The organism is Acinetobacter sp. LCT-H3, from assembly GCF_001866125.1.
GTDB lineage: Bacteria > Pseudomonadota > Gammaproteobacteria > Pseudomonadales > Moraxellaceae > Acinetobacter > Acinetobacter schindleri.
Map to the genome: position 1 here is coordinate 1 of NZ_MODX01000005.1, position 19,066 is coordinate 19,066.

15 protein-coding genes and 5 tRNA genes are annotated in these 19,066 nt (G+C 43.6%); 14 read left to right on the plus strand and 6 right to left on the minus strand.

Annotation, left to right across the window (positions count from 1 at the left end; translation table 11 throughout):
• Window positions 1–39: 39 nt before the first annotated feature.
• From BK820_RS04060 to BK820_RS04085, 6 genes are all read left to right on the plus strand, one after another.
• Window positions 40–115: transfer RNA gene (locus tag BK820_RS04060), tRNA-Val, on the plus strand.
• A gap of 13 nt (window positions 116–128) precedes the next feature.
• A tRNA-Asp gene (locus BK820_RS04065) sits at window positions 129–205 on the plus strand.
• A 31-nt stretch (window positions 206–236) separates the two neighbouring features.
• A tRNA-Val gene (locus BK820_RS04070) sits at window positions 237–312 on the plus strand.
• 23 nt (window positions 313–335) lie between these two features.
• Window positions 336–412, plus strand: a tRNA-Asp gene (locus BK820_RS04075).
• Between the two features lie 102 nt (window positions 413–514).
• A tRNA-Val gene (locus BK820_RS04080) sits at window positions 515–590 on the plus strand.
• Between the two features lie 73 nt (window positions 591–663).
• Window positions 664–1,125, plus strand: a complete 462-nt coding sequence (locus BK820_RS04085; RefSeq protein WP_071320186.1) for a DUF2750 domain-containing protein — start codon at window positions 664–666, stop codon at window positions 1,123–1,125.
• 25 nt (window positions 1,126–1,150) lie between these two features.
• On the opposite strand, the gene BK820_RS04090 is transcribed toward BK820_RS04085, so the two are convergent.
• The 4 genes from BK820_RS04090 to yccS all read right to left on the minus strand — a co-directional run bounded on the left by BK820_RS04090 (window position 1,151) and on the right by yccS (window position 7,656).
• Window positions 1,151–1,933 (minus strand): YdcF family protein, encoded by a 783-nt coding sequence (locus tag BK820_RS04090; protein WP_071320187.1) that lies wholly within the window; start codon window positions 1,931–1,933, stop codon window positions 1,151–1,153.
• 98 nt (window positions 1,934–2,031) lie between these two features.
• Window positions 2,032–4,668, minus strand: coding sequence for a PepSY domain-containing protein (locus BK820_RS04095; RefSeq protein ID WP_071320188.1), 2,637 nt, complete (start codon window positions 4,666–4,668; stop codon window positions 2,032–2,034).
• A 167-nt stretch (window positions 4,669–4,835) separates the two neighbouring features.
• Window positions 4,836–5,396 carry a YcxB family protein gene (locus tag BK820_RS04100; protein WP_004814787.1) on the minus strand — a complete coding sequence of 187 codons (561 nt, stop codon included), beginning with the start codon at window positions 5,394–5,396 and terminating at the stop codon, window positions 4,836–4,838.
• Window positions 5,397–5,481: 85 nt separating this feature from the next.
• A complete protein-coding gene (yccS, locus tag BK820_RS04105) occupies window positions 5,482–7,656 on the minus strand; it encodes a YccS family putative transporter (RefSeq protein ID WP_004891814.1) in 2,175 nt (724 codons plus the stop codon).
• Between the two features lie 150 nt (window positions 7,657–7,806).
• Between yccS and BK820_RS04110 the strand changes: the two genes are divergently transcribed.
• Window positions 7,807–9,015: a multidrug effflux MFS transporter gene (locus tag BK820_RS04110; RefSeq protein WP_071320189.1), complete on the plus strand. Its 1,209-nt coding sequence runs from the start codon at window positions 7,807–7,809 to the stop codon at window positions 9,013–9,015.
• A 48-nt stretch (window positions 9,016–9,063) separates the two neighbouring features.
• Here the strand turns inward: BK820_RS04110 and BK820_RS04115 are convergent, their stop codons facing one another.
• Entirely contained in the window at window positions 9,064–9,771 is a 708-nt protein-coding gene (locus tag BK820_RS04115) for a nitroreductase (RefSeq protein WP_071320190.1), read from the minus strand.
• 889 nt (window positions 9,772–10,660) lie between these two features.
• Between BK820_RS04115 and gltS the strand changes: the two genes are divergently transcribed.
• A complete protein-coding gene (gene gltS, locus BK820_RS04120) occupies window positions 10,661–11,899 on the plus strand; it encodes a sodium/glutamate symporter (protein WP_071320191.1) in 1,239 nt (412 codons plus the stop codon).
• A 55-nt stretch (window positions 11,900–11,954) separates the two neighbouring features.
• Window positions 11,955–13,430: an alanine/glycine:cation symporter family protein gene (locus BK820_RS04125; RefSeq protein ID WP_071320192.1), complete on the plus strand. Its 1,476-nt coding sequence runs from the start codon at window positions 11,955–11,957 to the stop codon at window positions 13,428–13,430.
• 52 nt (window positions 13,431–13,482) lie between these two features.
• On the opposite strand, the gene chrA is transcribed toward BK820_RS04125, so the two are convergent.
• A complete protein-coding gene (gene chrA / locus BK820_RS04130) occupies window positions 13,483–14,691 on the minus strand; it encodes a chromate efflux transporter (protein ID WP_071320193.1) in 1,209 nt (402 codons plus the stop codon).
• Between the two features lie 122 nt (window positions 14,692–14,813).
• Here chrA and BK820_RS04135 point away from each other — a divergent pair, with 122 nt between their 5' ends.
• From BK820_RS04135 to BK820_RS04150, 5 genes are all read left to right on the plus strand, one after another.
• A complete protein-coding gene (locus BK820_RS04135; protein WP_071320194.1) occupies window positions 14,814–15,812 on the plus strand; it encodes a patatin-like phospholipase family protein in 999 nt (332 codons plus the stop codon).
• 344 nt (window positions 15,813–16,156) lie between these two features.
• Complete coding sequence (locus tag BK820_RS15455; protein WP_004814805.1) at window positions 16,157–16,333, plus strand: hypothetical protein; 177 nt, start codon at window positions 16,157–16,159, stop codon at window positions 16,331–16,333.
• A gap of 296 nt (window positions 16,334–16,629) precedes the next feature.
• Window positions 16,630–17,151, plus strand: a complete 522-nt coding sequence (locus tag BK820_RS04140; protein WP_004814807.1) for an acyl-CoA thioesterase — start codon at window positions 16,630–16,632, stop codon at window positions 17,149–17,151.
• 132 nt (window positions 17,152–17,283) lie between these two features.
• Window positions 17,284–17,847 (plus strand): TetR/AcrR family transcriptional regulator, encoded by a 564-nt coding sequence (locus BK820_RS04145; protein ID WP_171260588.1) that lies wholly within the window; start codon window positions 17,284–17,286, stop codon window positions 17,845–17,847.
• A 31-nt stretch (window positions 17,848–17,878) separates the two neighbouring features.
• Window positions 17,879–19,066, plus strand: a complete 1,188-nt coding sequence (locus BK820_RS04150; protein ID WP_071320196.1) for an MFS transporter — start codon at window positions 17,879–17,881, stop codon at window positions 19,064–19,066.

The following is a 19,066-nucleotide window of genomic DNA, read 5'->3' on the forward strand; positions in this document are numbered from 1 at the left end:
GTCCCGTCCGCTGCGCCATTTACATGATAGACCTTTTGAGGGCGCTTAGCTCAGTTGGTAGAGCGTCTGCCTTACAAGCAGAATGTCGGCGGTTCGATCCCGTCAGCGCCCACCAGATTTTTTGTGATGCAGCGGTAGTTCAGTTGGTTAGAATACCGGCCTGTCACGCCGGGGGTCGCGGGTTCGAGTCCCGTCCGCTGCGCCATCCTTAGAATCGAAACAGTTTGACCCTTTAAGGGCGCTTAGCTCAGTTGGTAGAGCGTCTGCCTTACAAGCAGAATGTCGGCGGTTCGATCCCGTCAGCGCCCACCATATCTTTTATAGATATACGACACGCAGCGGTAGTTCAGTTGGTTAGAATACCGGCCTGTCACGCCGGGGGTCGCGGGTTCGAGTCCCGTCCGCTGCGCCATTTTTCATTTCCTGATGTGAAAAATGTGTTATCAAAGTCCAAGACTACGCGCTTCGCTTGTCTTGCATCATAAAAAATAACGATGTTATTTTTTATTCTTCAGGGCGCTTAGCTCAGTTGGTAGAGCGTCTGCCTTACAAGCAGAATGTCGGCGGTTCGATCCCGTCAGCGCCCACCATATTCTCTCTTGCTTAAAATCTCAATTTTTCTTAGAATCCTAAGTCTATAATAATTTATAAGATTTCATGGCTATGAGAAATCCATATCAGCGCAAGGCCGCGGCTAAAACTCAAAATACTCCTTACGATCCTCTACAAGTTTATAAACAGTTCATTGAAACAATTGTGGCACAAGGCTGCATTTACGCCTTATACCAAGATGGCTGGGCGCTCTGTGCAACGCCAACAGGGCAAAAGGCTTTTGCAACCTGGCAGAGTAAAGGCTTGGCAAAACTGCTCATCAAAGATAACTGGGAAAAATACGAAATTCAGGAAATCAGCTTCAAAGACTTTATTGAAAAAGTGATTCCTTTCCTGCGTGAAGAGCATACCGCTTTATCTCTAGATCTGACGCCTGAAGGGCAAAATATTCTGGTTGCACCAGAAAAAATGCTGTTGGATATCAAGAATTATCTGTATCAGATTTATGTGCAGAAGCCGGAGATCTTTAAAAGCGGTCATATTCCATTGCCACGCCAAATCCGATTGCATTGATTTTCATCTTTTAAATAACTCTTTTTTAATATTCATTCAGCAACCAGCCGCTAAGAAAAGCAAAATACTCGCGTAGCCACGAGTTATAGCGAATATATAGTGGTGTTTCTGCGCTAATACTGATGACCTGTGTATAGCCCTGATGTCTGGCTATGGCACGAGCACGAATGCTATGAAAGTCACTGGTGACAATGGTAATTGGATCATTCAAAGTAATCTGATGACGGTTTAAAATCTTTTTGGAGTTGATCAGATTGAGTTCGGTGCTGGTACTTTGATCTTCCATTACAACTGGATTACGAACAGCAGGATATGACTGTTTAAGGTAAGCCTGCATCACTTCAGCTTCAGTATATTTCTCCTGAAAACTCAAGCCACCCGTCATAATGATCAATGCTTCTGGATGCAATTGTGCATAGTCAGCTGCAGTGTCGAGACGTTTTTGCAAGGTTGGCGAGGGTCGGTTGTTTTCTATACCACTACCTAAAACCAGGATTGCCTTGGTTGGCAATTGGGTATTATCACTATTGATATTGCTTTGAATATAGCCAAAGAAGATCAGAACACTGGCGACCCAGGTAAAAAATCCAATCCACATCCATTTCCATACACTGGAACGAAACCTGGAGTGCTGGTGCCATTGCTGGAAATAGGAAAAGAACAGGACGTAAATAATCAGTAACACGCCAATCAATAGTGGTAGCAAGATTCCCAGATGAATCTTGTTCTGTAAGAGTAACCAGAGACTGTCTGCACTCAGTAAAATCCCTGCAATACTACTGATCAGGCGTTTATAAAAATCTGACATGAATAATCCTGTAATTTTCATATTTTATTGTAGGTATTTCAGTTCTATAGGCAAGAAAAAACCGGGCAACATGGCCCGGTTTTTCTATCATTCACTGATTAATACACATCACGGCGATAACGACCGTCCTGACGTAATTGATCAACAGTTGATTCACCTAGAATATCAATCAGTGCCTGATCGACATCACTGGCCATGCCATCAATGCTACCGCAGACATAAATCACAGCACCATTGTTCACCCAGGTTTTCAGCTCATCCGCCTGTTCACGGAGCTTGTGATGTACATAAACTTTTTCAGCCTGATCACGTGAGAATGCCAGATCCAGACGTTTTAGTGTACCTACAGTCAGCCAGGCTTCCAGGGTTTCCTGATAGAAGAAATCGTGTGCACGCTGACGTTCACCGAAGATCAGCCAGTTTTCATTATAGTCCTGACGGTTACGAGTATGCAGTAAACTCATCAGGCCAGCGATCCCGGTACCATTACCAATACAGATAATTGGGCGGTTATCATCCACCAGATGGAAGGAATCATTGCTGCGAATACGCAAGGCAATAGGTGCATTGAGTGCAGCATATTGTGTTAACCAGCCTGAACCTAGACCAAGTTCACCAGAGGTATCCTTTTGCTGACGAACCACCAGACGTAAGATCTGTTGGCTTGGAATACTGGCAATAGAATATTCACGTGTTGGTAACACGGGTAACTGATTCAGTAATTCTTCTGAAGAAATATATGGGAAAATTGGCTGAGTCAGATCACGGTTCCAGAGGATGTCTTCTATACGTTGCTGCATAGAGGCAACTACAGTACCTGCGGGAATTTGGTGTGCTGCCAGGAATTGCGCAATGCGTTCAGCGCTGTTCCCTGGCTGGATTTCTGCAATATCACCCGCTTGCCATTGTGCTTCATGTTCAGGTTTAAATTCCAGGTTAAAGGCTGGAGCTTCCAGACTGCCTGGATTCAACACCTCACGTTTTACAAGGGTCCAATGGTCAAAGGTTTTATCAATATCCATGGCCTGAAGTTCTAGCTGAGTTGACTGAGCGAGTGCGGCATTCCATTGCTGGATATTCTCGTTACTGGCATTGTCGACTTCAATAGTGGCAAATAATTGCTGAGCACCATTATTTTTCAGCCATTGATCAATACGGTGACCAAAACTACAGAAAGTATCCGGATATTCTTTAGAACCCAGCGCCAGTACAGCATAATGAAGATGACTCAGGTCAGCCTGACCGGACATAATTTTCTTCTCAAATGACGAAGCCAGGTCTGGTGCTTCACCGGTACCATAAGTACTTGCAATAAAGAGCACCTGTTCAGCCTGTTGCAGATCAGCCAGCGTCAGCTGTTGTACGGCTTTTACCGTTGCTGGTTGATGTGCTTGTTGCAAGGCAGTTGCGGTACGCCATGCCAGCTGTTCAGAAACACCGGTTTGTGTGGCATAAGCAATCAGCCAAGGCTTGGCATTTGGATCAATATCGACGGCTGTAGCGCCTTGACGTGCGGCAAGGGTTAATTTCTTCTGTTTACGACGCTTCAGATACAGCATCCAGCCGGTCACAAAGAAAAGTGGCATCAGCAGTGAGGCGACCATGGCAAAGAACTGATAAATCGGACCAAAGAAGCTGCCACGGTGCACCGGTAGCATACTGCTCATGATCTTTTCATTCAGCTTTTTGTCTTCATACATTTCTACCGATGTAAATGCTGCATCCTGATAGTTATAAGTAGCATTATTACGGGCACGCTCATGCTGAACTTCAACATCGGTAAAGCTGAGTTTCAGTTCACCATCGGCTTTTTTAGGGATATTAAAAGTAACTGTTGAATATTTGCCATTGAATTCATTCTGGAAACCTGCCCAGCTCTTGTTCAATGCAGTAAGTAGAAGGGTATCATCAACACCTCTCTCGCGACCTTCACCGCGATTTTCGCGCTGACCTTCGCTTCGTGGACCACGTTCGCCTGCACCTTCACCACGTGATTCGCCAGCATTACGACCTTGTTCTGCACCACCACGGCCGCCTTGACCTTGCTGCATTTCAGGTTGTGGACGTTCTACACCCAGAACCTTGAACATACCGTTGCGCCACCAGTCATAAGACCAGTACAGTCCGGTACACGCCAGGATCAGGTAAAAAATCACGACCCAGGTTCCAACAACCGCGTGCAGATCCCAGATAAAGTTACGACCTTTCAGTTGCGGCTTCACAGCTAGCCACTGCTTCACTGAATGGCGTTTTGGCCAGCGTAGGTAAAGACCCGACAAGACAAAGAAAATCAGCATCAGGGCACAGGCACCTGTGATCTGCTTGCCGACAGGCCCCATGGTTAAATAGCGGTGTAGCTGCTGTATGAACTGGAAGAACTCACGGCCTTTGATTTCAGGTAGTACTTCAGCCGTATACGGGTTGACCATCATGTTGTAGCCACGACGAGCACCTTCTTTGGCAATATTAACCGTACTGGATCCTGTTGGACTGGCATCCAGGCTCACGCTGTTGATCTGCATTTCAGGATTTTGCTGCTTAAAGTGCTGATACAGCTCAGCCGGGCTGAGTTTCGGCCCGGATTGTGCCTGTACGGTATAACTGTCCGTATTGATCCATTTCAGGATCTGTTGTTCATAGGAATATATCGCCCCGGTAACGCCCATAATTGACAGGACCAGACCGGCAGTAATTCCAAGAAACCAGTGGATCTGGAAAAAGGTTTTTTTAAACATGGTCGTTGGATGAAAATACGAATATTAGAAAATGGTCTGATTATAAAGGAATATCGCAATAGAATGATGGATTTTGCGGATAATATTTATTCTCATTATCGTTTACAGTTATAAATACAAAAAAACCTCCGTACCCAGGTAGGAGGTTTTTTTAATGAAAGTTCGTATCAGATTTCTTTCGGTTCGCCTACTTCTTCACGTAAATGCTTGCGAATGGTTTCGAATGAGAAATTTTTGCTATCCAGGCGTTTTGGCAGGATATAAGCACCTTGCTGACCTTTAACTTTGAAATTAACCAGCATGAATTCAGGTGTATTGTACCATTCATAGATGTCTTTCCAGCCAATCGCACCTACACCTTCTTGTAGACCCATTTTCTGACGCATCACGATCCCGTGAGGTTGTACACCCAGACGAATACCTTTAATTTCCTGAACTGGAAATTCGTTCATCTTACGCTTTACATACCATTCCAGACCAAAAGTACGGATCAGGTAGTACAGCACCACACACACCAGTGCCACCCAGCAAAAAATCGTAGAATAGTTCTTGAGCATGATAATGCCCAGAATAGAAAGTGCCACAACTGCACCCATGATCAGCCAGGCTTTCATGCCAATTTTATTGGTACTGCGCCAGATCATTAGCTGAGCATGACGTTGTTCCTGTTCTGTCACTTCATAGTTCACAGGCTGTAGGGTATAGGCGTATAAATTTTTCGCGGTCATAGTGAAATTTACAAATTTAAAACTGCAAAAAGTTTAGCATTATTTGTACCAATTCAGTGAGTATATTGTTCCAAAATCAGTCAAATTATAATGAGGCTAATTCGGTTGCCTGCTCATCACGTTCATGGCTTAAACCTTGCTTTAACTGACTGAGTTGATTCAAGATACTGAACATTAAGGACAGTTGCTGCAAAATGATCAGGGATTTCTGGTCTTCATCCTGCTGGTGTGACAGGCGTTGACGAATATTATGGATCATATTCTGTGCACTGAGGTCGGGCACTTCATCGGCCAGCAATGCACCACGAATGTCTTCAAGTGCTTGATCTAGCAGGCTCAAAATTTCCTGATCTTCGATTTTCTCACGATGTGCACCCAGCGCAGCAATATAGCTGATCAGAGTATGATTCAAACACAGGAATTCGAAAGCCTGGCTCTTTTGCAAAGGATCAAAATCGGGCTCAGTCGCCAAGGTCGAAATCAGGGAAGCAACTTCAGCATCGGTATTATGTGCAGCGCGACGCACGATCCGGTAACGCAGACCATTGTTACGCCCAGTTTTATACTGTTCAATCACTTCGCTAAGATAATCGACCTCAGCATTTAAAGAACGTTTGATTGAACGCGGTAGACGGCGGAATTTCCAGTCCGGGAAGATAAAGCTCACCCCGAACCAGGCAATCGCACAGCCAATGAGGGTATCAATCATCCGTGGCAATGCTGCGGAAAAGCCCACACCATCCAGGTTAAAGTTGATCAAAGCCAGAATGGTGATGAAGGCTGTAGCTTGCGCATACTGCTTACTGCGTAATTCAAAGAACAGCACGCCACTCAGAATCAGAAGCAGTAATTGACCTTCGATTGAAGGGACAAAATACAGAACGGCAAAGCCCAGGCTAATCCCAATCAGTGTGCCGACTATCCGCAGGCGTAAACGGCGCTTAGTGGCATTAAAGTTGGGCTGACTCACGAACAGGGCAGTCAGCAGAATCCAGTATCCATATTCGATATTGGTCAGCTGTACAAAGATATAAGAAATCAGCAGTACAATTGACAAACGCACCGCATGACGGAACAGCACGGATTCCGGGGTCAGATGCTGTTTGATCCGGATCCGGATATCTTCCCAGCCTTTTAAGTCGTCATCTTTGAGCTGGTTTTCAATATGTTTGGCACGCTCGAACTTAATATTGCGTTCAGTTTCCAGATTACGTAACTGAGCATCAATCGACTTTAAGTTTTGATACAGGGAAAACAGTGCATTGATCCAGACTTCATCATACTGCTGTTCCTGACGTAACTTATCCAGCGAATAGCGCAGGTTCTTAAAGGCATGTTTAAAACGCGAATTATGCTGGTAGGTTTTGCGCTGAAGGATACTTTCGCTCAGGTCCTTACAGGCTTTGCCCTGAATCGACAAAATGCGCTGAAAGCGGAACAGAATATCACTATGCTCAAAAATCTTTGCCAGTTTCTGATAATCAATATGCGCTGAGTCCGCCCGCTCATGAATGTCTTGGGCAATAAAATAATATTGCAGGCTGCGACGGGTGTCTTTCTGTCCTCGATCTCCCTTGAGTCGGGTCAGTAAAGCAGCTTTCATATCATTAAAAATCGCAATTAATTTGCCATTTTCAAGTGAAAGTTCAATCATGCTTTGCTGATAACTACTCGATGTCATATCAACATCAAATAGATTCGATTTGGCATAAAGAAAGTTACCGAGCGACGAATAGCACTTGGCCAGATTGTCTTGTGCCAGACGGGCAGGGAACAGCAGGAAACTGATTGTAGATAACAGGCCATACCACATGGCACCGATAACCAGCAGACCTGCCTGGGTGTACCAGTTATCAAACAGTTCCACCCCGAGCATGGAATAGACTGAGATCACTAGACAGCCATATGAAATCGTAGCATAACGCCGTCCCAGCGAGCCGAGCAGAATTAAGCCAATACAGGACACGATGAGTGCCAAGGCAAACAGGATCGGGTACGGAAATAACAGATAAACGGCAGAGGCTGTAATAAAGAAGCCAATATAGGTATAGAGGAGATTCAGAATCCGGACCGAGAAGCGGTCGTCAATATCGCTTAAACCTGCTGCCACCACGCCCAAGGTCAGTGGAATGGTCATTAACTGCTGACCCATCAGATAAGGCACAAAGGCAGTTCCTGCAAAGGCAATGATCATCCGGAGATTATACATAAAGGTCGTATTGCCGGTGGTTTGCTTGAAACGAGTGAGCCAGGATTTCAAGGTTTGTCCTTCTATACCACTGTCTTTAGATAAAGACTTAATAAGTGTGTGAAAATTTAGCAATAAAAATAAGTAAATTTGCTTCACAAATCATACTATGCCCTGTGTAAACTTGTCTGCACAGCGCACATTTAAATTCTAAATATTATTATGTCGACAACAACAACCAATAAAAACTATGCCATGTCCTGGATCATATTACTGGCATCCCTCACTGCACTTGGGCCGCTTTCTATTGATATGTATCTGTCGGCATTGCCACAAATGGCTGATGATTTTGGTGTCACTACCCAGCAGGTGGCAAACAGTTTGCCCGCCTATTTTCTGGGGCTAGCGATCGGGCAGCTGGTCTATGGTCCGGTTAGTGATCGTATCGGACGTAAACCGCCATTGTACTTTGGTTTAGCCTTATATGTAGTGGCAAGTCTGCTCTGTGTATTTGCCCAAAATGAATGGAGTCTAATTGCCGCACGGGTGCTGCAAGCCTTAGGCGGATGTGTCGGTGTGGTAATTGCCCGCGCTGCGATCCGTGATCGCCTGGATATGCATTCAGCAGCTCAGGCTTTTGCCAGCATGATGATTGTCAGTACGATTGCTCCAATTCTAGCGCCGAGTATGGGTGCCTGGGTATTGCTGGTATTTGAATGGAATATGATTTTTGTATTGCTGATGCTGTTTGGTCTGGTGATTCTGGCATGCGTACATTTTTTCTTTAAAGAAACCCTAGAGCCAGAACGCCGTTTACAACTGAATTTTACCCAGGTCATGAGCCTATATCAGGCAATTTTTCAGGATGAAAGTTTCAGAAAGCCAATGTTTGCTGGTTGTTTTTCCAGTGCAGTCCTGTTCTGTTATATCACCTCATCTTCAGCGATTCTGATGGATCATTTTCATTTAAGTGAGCAGCAGTTTGCTTATGTCTTTGGTGGTAATGCGGTCGGGATTATGCTGTTTTCCACCTTGAATAAAAAGCTGGCACATCGGTTTGGGATTTTAAGTCGTTTAAGAATTGGAACGACCTTACAACTTGGTGGCGTAATTGCTTTGTTGGTGTTGGGAATAATTGAGACTGAATCTCTAATTCTGGTCATTATGGCCATGTTTATGGTGGTGGCATCCATTGGTTTTACCGGGCCAAATGCTATGGCGATTGCGATGTCTGAGCAGGGTGCACGTGCCGGAACTGCCAGTGCCATTATGGGCAGCATGCAGTTTGCCTGTGGTCTACTTGGCGGGATTCTGCTGAACTTTATGTGGTGGAATGCTTTATTCAATATGGCGCTGGTAATGGCGATCTTTGTTGGGATTGCGGCAGCGACCATTTACCGTCTGCGGCTGCCGTCACCTAAAGGGGATTAAACGTAGGGACGGCATAACTGCTCAAGATAAGCTTACAAGTTCAGACAATTAGTCATTTAAAAAGACAGCGAAGTCCTCAACTAGCACACGTGGCGTAATAAAAGTATTTACAATATCCTCTGGATCCGCATAGCCGAGAGCCATACCGCAAACCAGTTCTTCATCTTCGGGGGCGCCCACCACGTCTAGCACAATAGAATGAAAATGGTTCCAGGCTGCCTGCGGGCAAGTATCTAATCCACGTGCTTTAGCTGCCAGCATCACATTCTGGATCATCATGGAAATATCCATTTTCGAGCCAATGCCTAATGATTTTTGTACAGTAAAAAATAAACCCACTGGAGCATCAAACAGCTGGAAATTACGCAACTGCTGGCGTGCCATTTTCTCTTTTTCGCCTTTCTGAATATTCAGCAAGCCATACAGTCCCCAGCCATTTTCACGGCGACGGTCAATAAAAGGTGAAAGCCATTGTTCAGGATAATAAGAGAAAGTTTCTTTGTATTGCTCAGCCAGTTTTGGATTCTGATAAATTTCCATTTGTGCCTGACATACTTTCTCGACCAGTTCATCGCGTTTTTTACCTGTAAGTACATAGACTTTCCAGGGCTGGGTATTGGTACCGGAAGGTGCGCGGCTGGCAACCGTTAAAATATCTTTCAAGGTATTTTGATCTACAGGCGTATTCAGAAAAGCACGAACTGAATGACGGGATGTGATGGTTTGATCCACAGCATTGACGATTGTTTGATCCATATGAATTGTTATTTCCTTGATGATAAGTTCTGACTATAAACTAAACAAATGATAGTAGCTGATGCGATGAAGTAAGTTCATCCATAAGCAAAGGTTAAACTAAAAATATTGGTTTTTAGGAATTGATCAATACTTCATATCTCTAAAACATGCAGCTGCACCTCTTATTCTCGGCTAAATCCAATATTAGCTATCTATAAATTAATTTTTTCTTAAATATCCTATGATTAAGATAAATAAAACTTTCATAAAAATGCTGTATAAGCAATATAGACTACAATAATCCTAATAAAATAGATCGAAGCTTCAATGAATCTCCATTAAATATGCGGTATTTATAATGAATTGTTAAAACTTTAAAATAAGGAAAGATAGATCAAAAAATTATCTATTTATGAATTATTTTTATGAAAAGTCAAAATATTGTTAATAAAAAACAATAATACAGTGCATTAAGACACCGCATAATGTCCGACTTTTCATCTGAAGGTTCATTCTAAACATTCTGAATAGATCGTAAATATAAAAACTGTGGTTATCGCGGTATTTCTGTAGCGTATCTGTGGGTTTGGAATGAATTTAAAAATATTGTGCTTCGAGATCCTGCAGGATGATGAAGCTTTTATCTCATCTTCCGATGCAGAACCGACTGTTTAACAGCCTCAAGATTTCGCACATTGTATTTTTAAGATGGTCTTAGGGTTATATGTAATCTGCCAGATTGCATTAACGAATTTGAATCAGGTGCTGAATTGTTTTGTTTTTCTAAAAGAGATTACTGTCCGTGTTGACTGATATAGGGTAGGGGGGTGGACATCATCCACTAAACTTAGGTCAAAAGATTACTTTTAGAACAACAAAAATTCAGAATCATCTTGGGCAAATAATTATGGATTTTACTTTTAACGCATTTTATACCTTGATTGCTGCAGTGATTGTCTTATTGCTCGGTCGTTTCCTGGTTAATAAAATCGATTTTTTAAAGCGCTATAACATTCCAGAACCTGTTGCAGGTGGTCTGGTTGCAGCGATTATCTCCCTGATCATCCATAGCTTGTGGGGCTACAGTATTACCACAAGTGCAGAATTGCAGACCAGTTTTATGCTGATCTTCTTCGCATCGATTGGTTTGAGTGCAAACTTTGCCAAGCTGCGTGAAGGTGGTATTGGTCTGGTGATCTTCCTGATCGCAGTTTCAGTGTTTATCATGGTACAGAACACTGTCGGTATGACATTGGCTAGCCTGTTGGGTATTGATCCACTGATCGGTCTGATTGCAGGCTCAATTACACTCACTGGCGGCCACGGTACGGCAGGTGCATGGGGCGAGATTCTGGAAACGCAACATGGTATCCAGGGTGCCTTGGTGATTGGTATGGCCAGTGCAACTTTTGGTCTGATCATTGGCGGTATCATCGGTGGTCCTTTAGCGAAAATGCTGATTAGCCGCCATGAATTAGCCACGTCTCGTACTGCGGCTCAGGTTGAAAAACGTGATAATACTCCACTGGATGTGAATTCAACTGAATACATTCCATTTGAATATCCACACCGCGTACGCCTGATTACCGCAGATAATGCGATTACTACACTAGGTCTGTTTGCAGGCTGTCTGGCATTTGCAGAATTTATGACCGGTTTCAGTAAAGGCACTGCATTTGAACTGCCAACCTTCGTTTGGGCGCTGGCTGGTGGTGTGATCCTGCGTAACGTGCTTGAAGGTGTGTTTAAGGTTAAGGTCTTTGACCGCGCGATTGATGTATTTGGTAATGCCTCATTGTCACTTTATCTGGCAATGGCATTGTTATCTCTGAAATTATGGCAATTAGCCGACCTTGCTGGCCCACTGATGGTGATCCTCGGTGCACAGACTATTACCATGGCACTGTACGCAGCATTCATAACCTTCCGTGTGATGGGCAAAAACTATGATGCGGCTGTCCTGGCAGCAGGTCACTGTGGTTTCGGTATGGGGGCAACACCGACGGCAGTTGCAAACATGCAGGCCATTACCAATATGTACGGTGCATCACATAAGGCCTTCCTGATTGTACCGCTCTGTGGTGCGTTCTTCGTAGACTTGATCAATGCCACTGTGATTCAGGTAATTCTGAAATTCTTTGTATAAGGATAGATATGCAGAGTCATAACAATAAATCTAAGACGGATAGAAAGGATTGAATATGAATGAACAGCTCAATGAAACCCTGCTGGGTTGGGTCAATGCCCTAAATGGTCCACTTTGGGATTTTCTGGTCGTCTTCCTAGTGGCAGTGGGTATTCTGTATACCATCATGACTGGGGCCGTACAGATTCGTCTGTTCTGGCACAGTATGAAAGTCATGAAACGCAGCCGGAATGAAACCAAGGATGAGCATGGGATCACACCATTCCAGGCCTTTGTAACGGGTTTGGCTAGCCGTGTAGGTGTGGGTAACGTTGCTGGTGTTGCGATTGCCATTGCCATTGGTGGTCCAGGTGCCGTGTTCTGGATGTGGTTTACCGCTTTTCTGGGGATGAGTTCGGCATTTGTTGAATCTTCATTGGCACAGCTGTTCAAGATTCGTGATACCCAGAACAAGCAGTTTCGTGGTGGACCAGCGTACTACATTACGCAAGGTTTGAAACAGAAATGGCTGGGTATCCTCTTTGCTATCGCGCTGATTTTGACGTACGGCTTTGTCTTTAATGCGGTGCAGGCCAATGCGATTATTGGTGCAACTTCACATGCCTGGGGCTGGGATCAAGCGAATCTGAACTTGCCATTGGGTGGTTTTGACCTTGAAGTTTCATGGTTAGGTCTATTTCTGGTCTTGATCACTGCGGTGATCATTTTCGGTGGCATCAAGCGGATTGCAAAAGTTGCTGAAAGTTTTGTGCCATTTATGGCACTTCTGTATCTGATTGTGGCGCTTTATATTGCTGTGATCAATTACGATATGCTGCCATCTATCTTCCAGCTGATCTTCACTAAAGCGTTTGAATTTGAAGCTGCTGCAGGTGGTTTCTTCGGGGCCATGATTTCTATGGCGATGATGATGGGTATCAAGCGTGGCCTGTTTTCCAATGAAGCAGGGATGGGTTCTGCACCGAATGCTGCTGCTGCGTCGGATGTAAAACATCCGGTGAATCAGGGCCTGGTACAGATGCTCGGTGTATTTGTAGATACCTTTGTGGTGTGTTCATGTACCGCGATCATTATTCTGGTGTCTGGACTGTATGAAAATGCCGGATTTGAAGGCGTAACCCTGACCCAGATGGCACTAGAAAGCCAGATCGGTGCCTGGGGGGATGACTTCCTGGCATTGATTCTATTCCTGTTTGCATACTCTTCCATTATCGGGAACTATGCCTATGCAGAAGGGAATGTGCAGTTCATCAATAACAATCCAGGTGTGATGATGATCTTCCGTATTCTGGTGCTGTTCATGGTGTATTTCGGTTCGATTGCCAGCGTACCACTGATCTGGAACATGGCAGATCTGTTCATGGGCGTGATGGCAAGTATTAACCTGATTGCGATTCTGTTATTGATGCCATTTATCCTGATGCTTCTGAAAGACTATACCGGTCAGTTAAAGCGTGGGGTGAAAGAGCCAGTGTTTAAACTGGATCAACATCCAGAGTTTAAAGACAAGGTCAAATCCGATATCTGGTAAAACCCTGTTGAAAAAGCCCCGAATTATTCGGGGCTTTTTTATGGCTCCAGTTTTATAAAAAACTGAGATAGCTATAATAGACTGCGAAGCCTGCAATCAGGCTGAACCAGAGTGGAAATTTTGACCGTAGCAGGTAAATCATCACGATTACAAATACCACATCTTCCCAGTCTTTCAGATAACTTTGTCCAAGTTGTAGGACCAGATAAAGTAACAGTCCGACCACTGCTGCATTGATCCCAGCCACTGCATGACGGATCACAGCTTGCTGCATCAGCCAGGACCAGTAAGGTAAGCTTGCAAAAATCAGCAAGAATGAGGGCAGGAAGATAGCAATAGTCGCCAGTAGGGCATTGAGCCAGAGCTGATCCGTCCAGTCCAATAAAGCACCAAGATAACTAGCAAAACTGAACAGCGGACCAGGCATCAACTGGGCAAAAGCATAGCCTAGGTCAAAAGCCTGTGCACTGACCAGCTGGGTGCTGACAAAGTCCTGATGAAGCAGGGGCAAAATGACATGTCCACCACCAAAGACCAGAGAACCTGTTCGATAGAAATCGGCAAAGAAACCGAGTTCAGACCAGTGCAGGTACTGAACCAGAAGGGGGATACTTATGAAGGGCAGCAAAAAGGCGATAAACCAGTAAATTGCATGCTTTTTCTGAATATAAGGGGTGTCTAGAGTGGCATTTTTCACTGGTGTCGATTGTAACAGTGCTTGACTTTGAAACTTGCTCATCGCAATACTGATCAAGCCAGCCAGTAGAATCACCAGGATCTGGTTAAAGCTGAGTGGGACGACAGCCAGAAAGATTGTGGCAGCGATCATTAGACTATATTGCCACCAGGATTTACAGAAGCTACGCAACATTTGCCAGAATGCCCAGCTGACCACTGCAAACACAATAAGCTGGATCACATGAAAGCTATGTGAGTTTAAAATATGAAAGTAGCGCTGTCCGAGCACGGCAACCAAAGTCATTAATAGTGCAGATGGCAAAGTAAAACCTAGCCAGGCCATTAAGGCACCGCTATAACCTCGTTGCATATAGCCGATGCCGATGCCGACCTGACTGCTACTGGGTCCTGGCAGGAGTTGGGCCAATGCCACCAGTTGTTGATATTGGGTATCATTCAACCAGTTCAATTGACCGACCATCTTATGGTGAAAAAATACCAGATGTGCAGCAGGTCCGCCAAATGCGGTACATCCAAGCTTGAAGAAAGTCAGAAAAATCTGATAAAGGGTAGGTGACTGCATGGTAATACAGGTTTAAATAGCTACAAGTTATTCAAACTGTATGACAAATTTACGAAATTCAACAGTTAATTTAACATGGTGTTTATACACTATGCAGCTATTAAAATGAGGATAAGTGCTGTATGCGGAACTATGGGTTGAGCTTCATCATGCTGGGACTGTTTTTAAACGGCTGTCAGAGCATGCCTGATCAGCGAGTGATGGCAGTGAATGCAGGTATTCAATCCAAGCAAATGCAGCACAGCACAGCACAAGCACGTCCGAATCAAATCGATTTTCTGAAGATTAAAACGACCGAGCAGCGTCCTGTGGTTGCGCTGGTTTTAGGCAGTGGTGGTGCTCGTGGTTATGCGCATATTGGCGCGATTGAGGTACTGGAGCAGGCAGGCATTCAGCCGGACATGATTGTGGGAACCAGTGCTGGCAGTATTGTGGGTTCTATTTATGCCAGTGGCAAACCTGCGATTGAGCTGCGCAATATTGCGCTGAGCATGAAAGCCAATGATGTCCGGGATTTCAGAATCGATCTAAAAGGCTTCTTTGATGGCAAAAAAGTCGAAGACTATGTCAACTTGCAGGTAGATAATGTTCCTTTACAGAACCTGAAGATCCCCATGTTTGTGGTGGCGACAGACCTGAAAGAAGGCAAGAAAGTCGTATTTAATTATGGTAATACCGGTCAGGCGGTACGTGCATCGGTCGCGATTCCAAGTATGTTCATTCCCACCATGATTGAAGAAAAGGAATATGTGGATGGTGGTCTGGTTAGTCCGGTACCTGTAGATGTTGCTCGTGAACTGGGTGCAGATATTGTCATCGCCATCGATATTCTGGCGCAGCCGATTCATACCGAAACGACCAATGTCTGGGGCTTGTTTAATCAGAACATCAACATCATGCAGAAGCGGCTTGCCTTTGAAGAATTAAAACATGCGGATGTAGTGATCCAGCCAGACTTGCGTGAGAAAGGACATATTTTTGATGTGCGTGGCAGAACCATGACTATGGAAGCGGGTATTGAAGCGGCACGGAGGAAATTGCTTGAAATTGAACAGGTATATCAGAAATATGATTATGCAAAGGGACATCAGATTCCACAATTACTGGCCCGTGAAAAATAATCTCTAAAGCAGCTATTCAATTAAAACCCTTATTTGTAATAAATGAGGGTTTTTTAATTCATATATTCAAAAAAATAATAAGAATTACTTATAAGAAAATATCAATCTATAGAAAATATGAGCTAAGTGTTATTAAGTATATATTAATAAAAAACAATCAGCCTTAAAAATATAAGTTGCTGAAATTTAAATAAATTACTAGAATTAATATATTATTAAAGTATATATTTTTAGAATTTTATATGGTTATTTATATACTTAAGTTTATCAATTGTTTGAAAATTCAATCAGTCATGTCAGAATGCAATTGATGAAAACAGATAAGATCAAATCTAGGATGACATATGAATAATCTTGAAGTCGGGCAGCAGGTCAAACTGGCTCAGTTTGAGCAATACATCTTTAAAGTAACTGCTACACATCAGGATGGCACTTATACCGTAGAAACACAGCTCGACGGTCAGCAAGTATTGAGTTATCAAAATGTCGCTCAGGAAATGTTAAGACTCAGTGCTGACTAAAGGATGAGTAGAAGAATTTATCTATGAGAGGTAATGAAAACAGTCTGTATAAATTCTTAATTCCATCTATATACAGATTATTCATCATGAAAATAATAAGTGAATAATGATTTTCTGAAATACAGGTTCGATGGAATATCATTCAAGCGGTTTCTATTATATTTATTTCTGTATGAAATCATTTTTCATATAAATAATAATGATGGATTTTTTGCCGAATAGAACATTTAATTAGCAGTAAAAACGATATAATAATGTGCTTATATCATTGTCATTCAAAGAGTTCAAAGAAAGCGATGGCCCCATTAGATCAAATTGCACCAGCTTCAGACGATCAGTCAGAATTAACAATGACTGTTCTTATGACGCCAGACATGGCGAATTTTTCAGGAAATGTCCACGGTGGTACCATTCTGAAATTGCTGGATCAGGTTGCTTATGCCTGTGCGAGCCGCTATTCAGGCAGTTATGTGGTTACGCTGTCCGTGGATAAAGTAAATTTTAAAGAACCTATTCACGTGGGTGAACTGGTGACTTTCCTGGCGAGTGTGAACCATGTGGGCCGTACTTCGATGGAAATCGGGATCCGTGTAGAGGCGCAGAATATCCAAAAACGTACTGTGCGTCATACCAACAGCTGCTACTTTACTATGGTGGCAGTCGATGAAAATGGTAAACCGCAACATATTCCGCCACTGAATCTTGATAATGACTGGAAACGTTGTCGTTTTGAAGCAGCTGAACAGCGTAAGATTGCTCGACTGCAAGAAAATCATCATCCTTCTTGCAGTATTTATAAGAAAACAGCCCACAGCTAATTTCTATAAAGTGAAAAAAGACCTCAAATTTGAGGTCTTTTTTTGGCCTGTACTTTTCATATGGACTGGTCATAACCCTATAAATCATCTAATATGAAACGATACGTATCGTTTCGTTTTTTGATGGATTATATGACACTAGAAGAAAAAGGCTCACGTCGTCAGAAATGTATTTTGCAGGCGGTGGCGGAAGCATTGACTGAATATGAATATCATCAGCTCACCATTGAAGATGTCGCTGCACGGGCGGGGGTGGGTAAGTCCACCATTTATCGCTGGTGGAAACATAAGTCTGAACTGGTTCTGGATACCTTCAGAGCACATACCGCGTCTATTTTTGATCTGGATTTTTCCAGGTCCTTGGAAGATAACCTGGTACAGCAATTAATACGGTTATCTCAGGCACTGGATCATCCGGTAGGACGGGCATTACTGGTGGTGATGGCTAATCATCGTGAACTTGCAGGGGAATTTTTCACCCAGTATCTGCTACCGCGTCGAGAACAAATGCGCGGCTTGATCCAGCAAGCGATTGAGCGTGGAGAAATCTATGGGGACTATAATTTTGAATTGATGCTGGACTGTTTGTACGGGCCGATTCACTACCAGATTATCTTTTTTAACAAAATGCCGGATGAGAATTATATTCGCGCGCTGGTTGCACTGAACCTACAGCCTGCAAGACCTCAGGCCTGATTTTAGAATTTTCTGTATATAGTTGGTTTTTATGTCTAGCACGACAGCTCCCTTATGGAATCGCTCATTTATTTTGTGCGTACTGAATAATTTATTTCTGTTTACCTATTATTTTGCCCTGATCGCGATTTTGCCAATCTACATCACCACGGATCTGGGTGGAACGGTGAAAGAAGCGGGCTTGGCGCTGACCTTATTTTTGGTGTCTTCTATTGCCATTCGTCCTTTTTCAGGTTTGATTATTGAGAAATTGGGTAAGAAACTGGCGATGCGTGGGGCAGGACTCCTATTTGCGCTGTTTGCCTTTAGTTATCTGCTGATTGATAGCATGAGTTCACTACTAATCGTGCGTTTTCTGCATGGCATCTGGTTCAGTATTTTGACTACGGTGACCGTACCGGTAGCCAATGACTTTATTCCGGATCAGCGTAAAGGGGAAGGTATGGGCTATTTCGTCATGTCGACCAATCTGGGCGTAGTATTTGGTCCGCTGATTGCCTTAACTACGATTCAGTTCACCAGCTTTCAGATGCTGTTTGGCATTCTCGCCGTCCTGATCAGTCTGGGATTAATCTTCAGTTTAATCTTGAATATTCGAGAGCTGCCTCAAGCGAAACTAAAAACTGCAGAAAAATCGCGATTAAGCTTGCAGGATATTATTGAAACAAAAGTCCTGGCTGTGAGCTTTGTAGCACTACTTACTGCATTTGCTTATTCCAGTATTACCAGCTTTATTACGGTCTTTGCAGAAACCAAGCAGCTGTTGGCCTATGTCAGCCTGTTCTTTATTGTCTTCGCGTTGTCCATGTTGCTGGTACGTCCTTGGGTCGGTAAGTTTTATGACAATAAAGGTCCGGACGCCGTGATCTATCCATCATTAATCTTTTTTGCCTTAGGTCTGTTGCTGGTGACTTTAGTCAATAATCAATGGATGTTGTGGCTCTCTGCTGTTTTTATTGGGATTGGCTATGGTTCACTTTTCCCATGCCTGCAAACTCTGGCGATTCAGGCGGTGGAGAAACAACGTATGGGGCATGCCATCTCAACCTTCTTTACCTTGTTCGATCTCGGTTTGGCAGTCGGGTCTGTAATGATGGGTATTTTTATAGCGCATTGGGGGTATGAAACCACATATATGTTATGTGCGATGATCGTGATATTGACTCTGCTGGTCTATCGATACACCATATCCAAAAAACGAACAAAAGTAGCGATATAA

Coding starts and splice junctions, on each gene's coding strand:
- BK820_RS04135 (WP_071320194.1), top strand. CDS start 14,814: ATGCGGAACTATGGGTTGAGCTTCATCATGCTGGGACTGTTTTTAAAC.
- BK820_RS04095 (WP_071320188.1), bottom strand. CDS start 4,668: ATGTTTAAAAAAACCTTTTTCCAGATCCACTGGTTTCTTGGAATTACT.
- BK820_RS04085 (WP_071320186.1), top strand. CDS start 664: ATGAGAAATCCATATCAGCGCAAGGCCGCGGCTAAAACTCAAAATACT.
- BK820_RS04115 (WP_071320190.1), bottom strand. CDS start 9,771: ATGGATCAAACAATCGTCAATGCTGTGGATCAAACCATCACATCCCGT.
- gltS (WP_071320191.1), top strand. CDS start 10,661: ATGGATTTTACTTTTAACGCATTTTATACCTTGATTGCTGCAGTGATT.
- BK820_RS04110 (WP_071320189.1), top strand. CDS start 7,807: ATGTCGACAACAACAACCAATAAAAACTATGCCATGTCCTGGATCATA.
- BK820_RS04150 (WP_071320196.1), top strand. CDS start 17,879: ATGTCTAGCACGACAGCTCCCTTATGGAATCGCTCATTTATTTTGTGC.
- BK820_RS04125 (WP_071320192.1), top strand. CDS start 11,955: ATGAATGAACAGCTCAATGAAACCCTGCTGGGTTGGGTCAATGCCCTA.
- BK820_RS15455 (WP_004814805.1), top strand. CDS start 16,157: ATGAATAATCTTGAAGTCGGGCAGCAGGTCAAACTGGCTCAGTTTGAG.
- BK820_RS04100 (WP_004814787.1), bottom strand. CDS start 5,396: ATGACCGCGAAAAATTTATACGCCTATACCCTACAGCCTGTGAACTAT.
- BK820_RS04145 (WP_171260588.1), top strand. CDS start 17,284: ATGACACTAGAAGAAAAAGGCTCACGTCGTCAGAAATGTATTTTGCAG.
- BK820_RS04140 (WP_004814807.1), top strand. CDS start 16,630: ATGGCCCCATTAGATCAAATTGCACCAGCTTCAGACGATCAGTCAGAA.
- chrA (WP_071320193.1), bottom strand. CDS start 14,691: ATGCAGTCACCTACCCTTTATCAGATTTTTCTGACTTTCTTCAAGCTT.
- BK820_RS04090 (WP_071320187.1), bottom strand. CDS start 1,933: ATGTCAGATTTTTATAAACGCCTGATCAGTAGTATTGCAGGGATTTTA.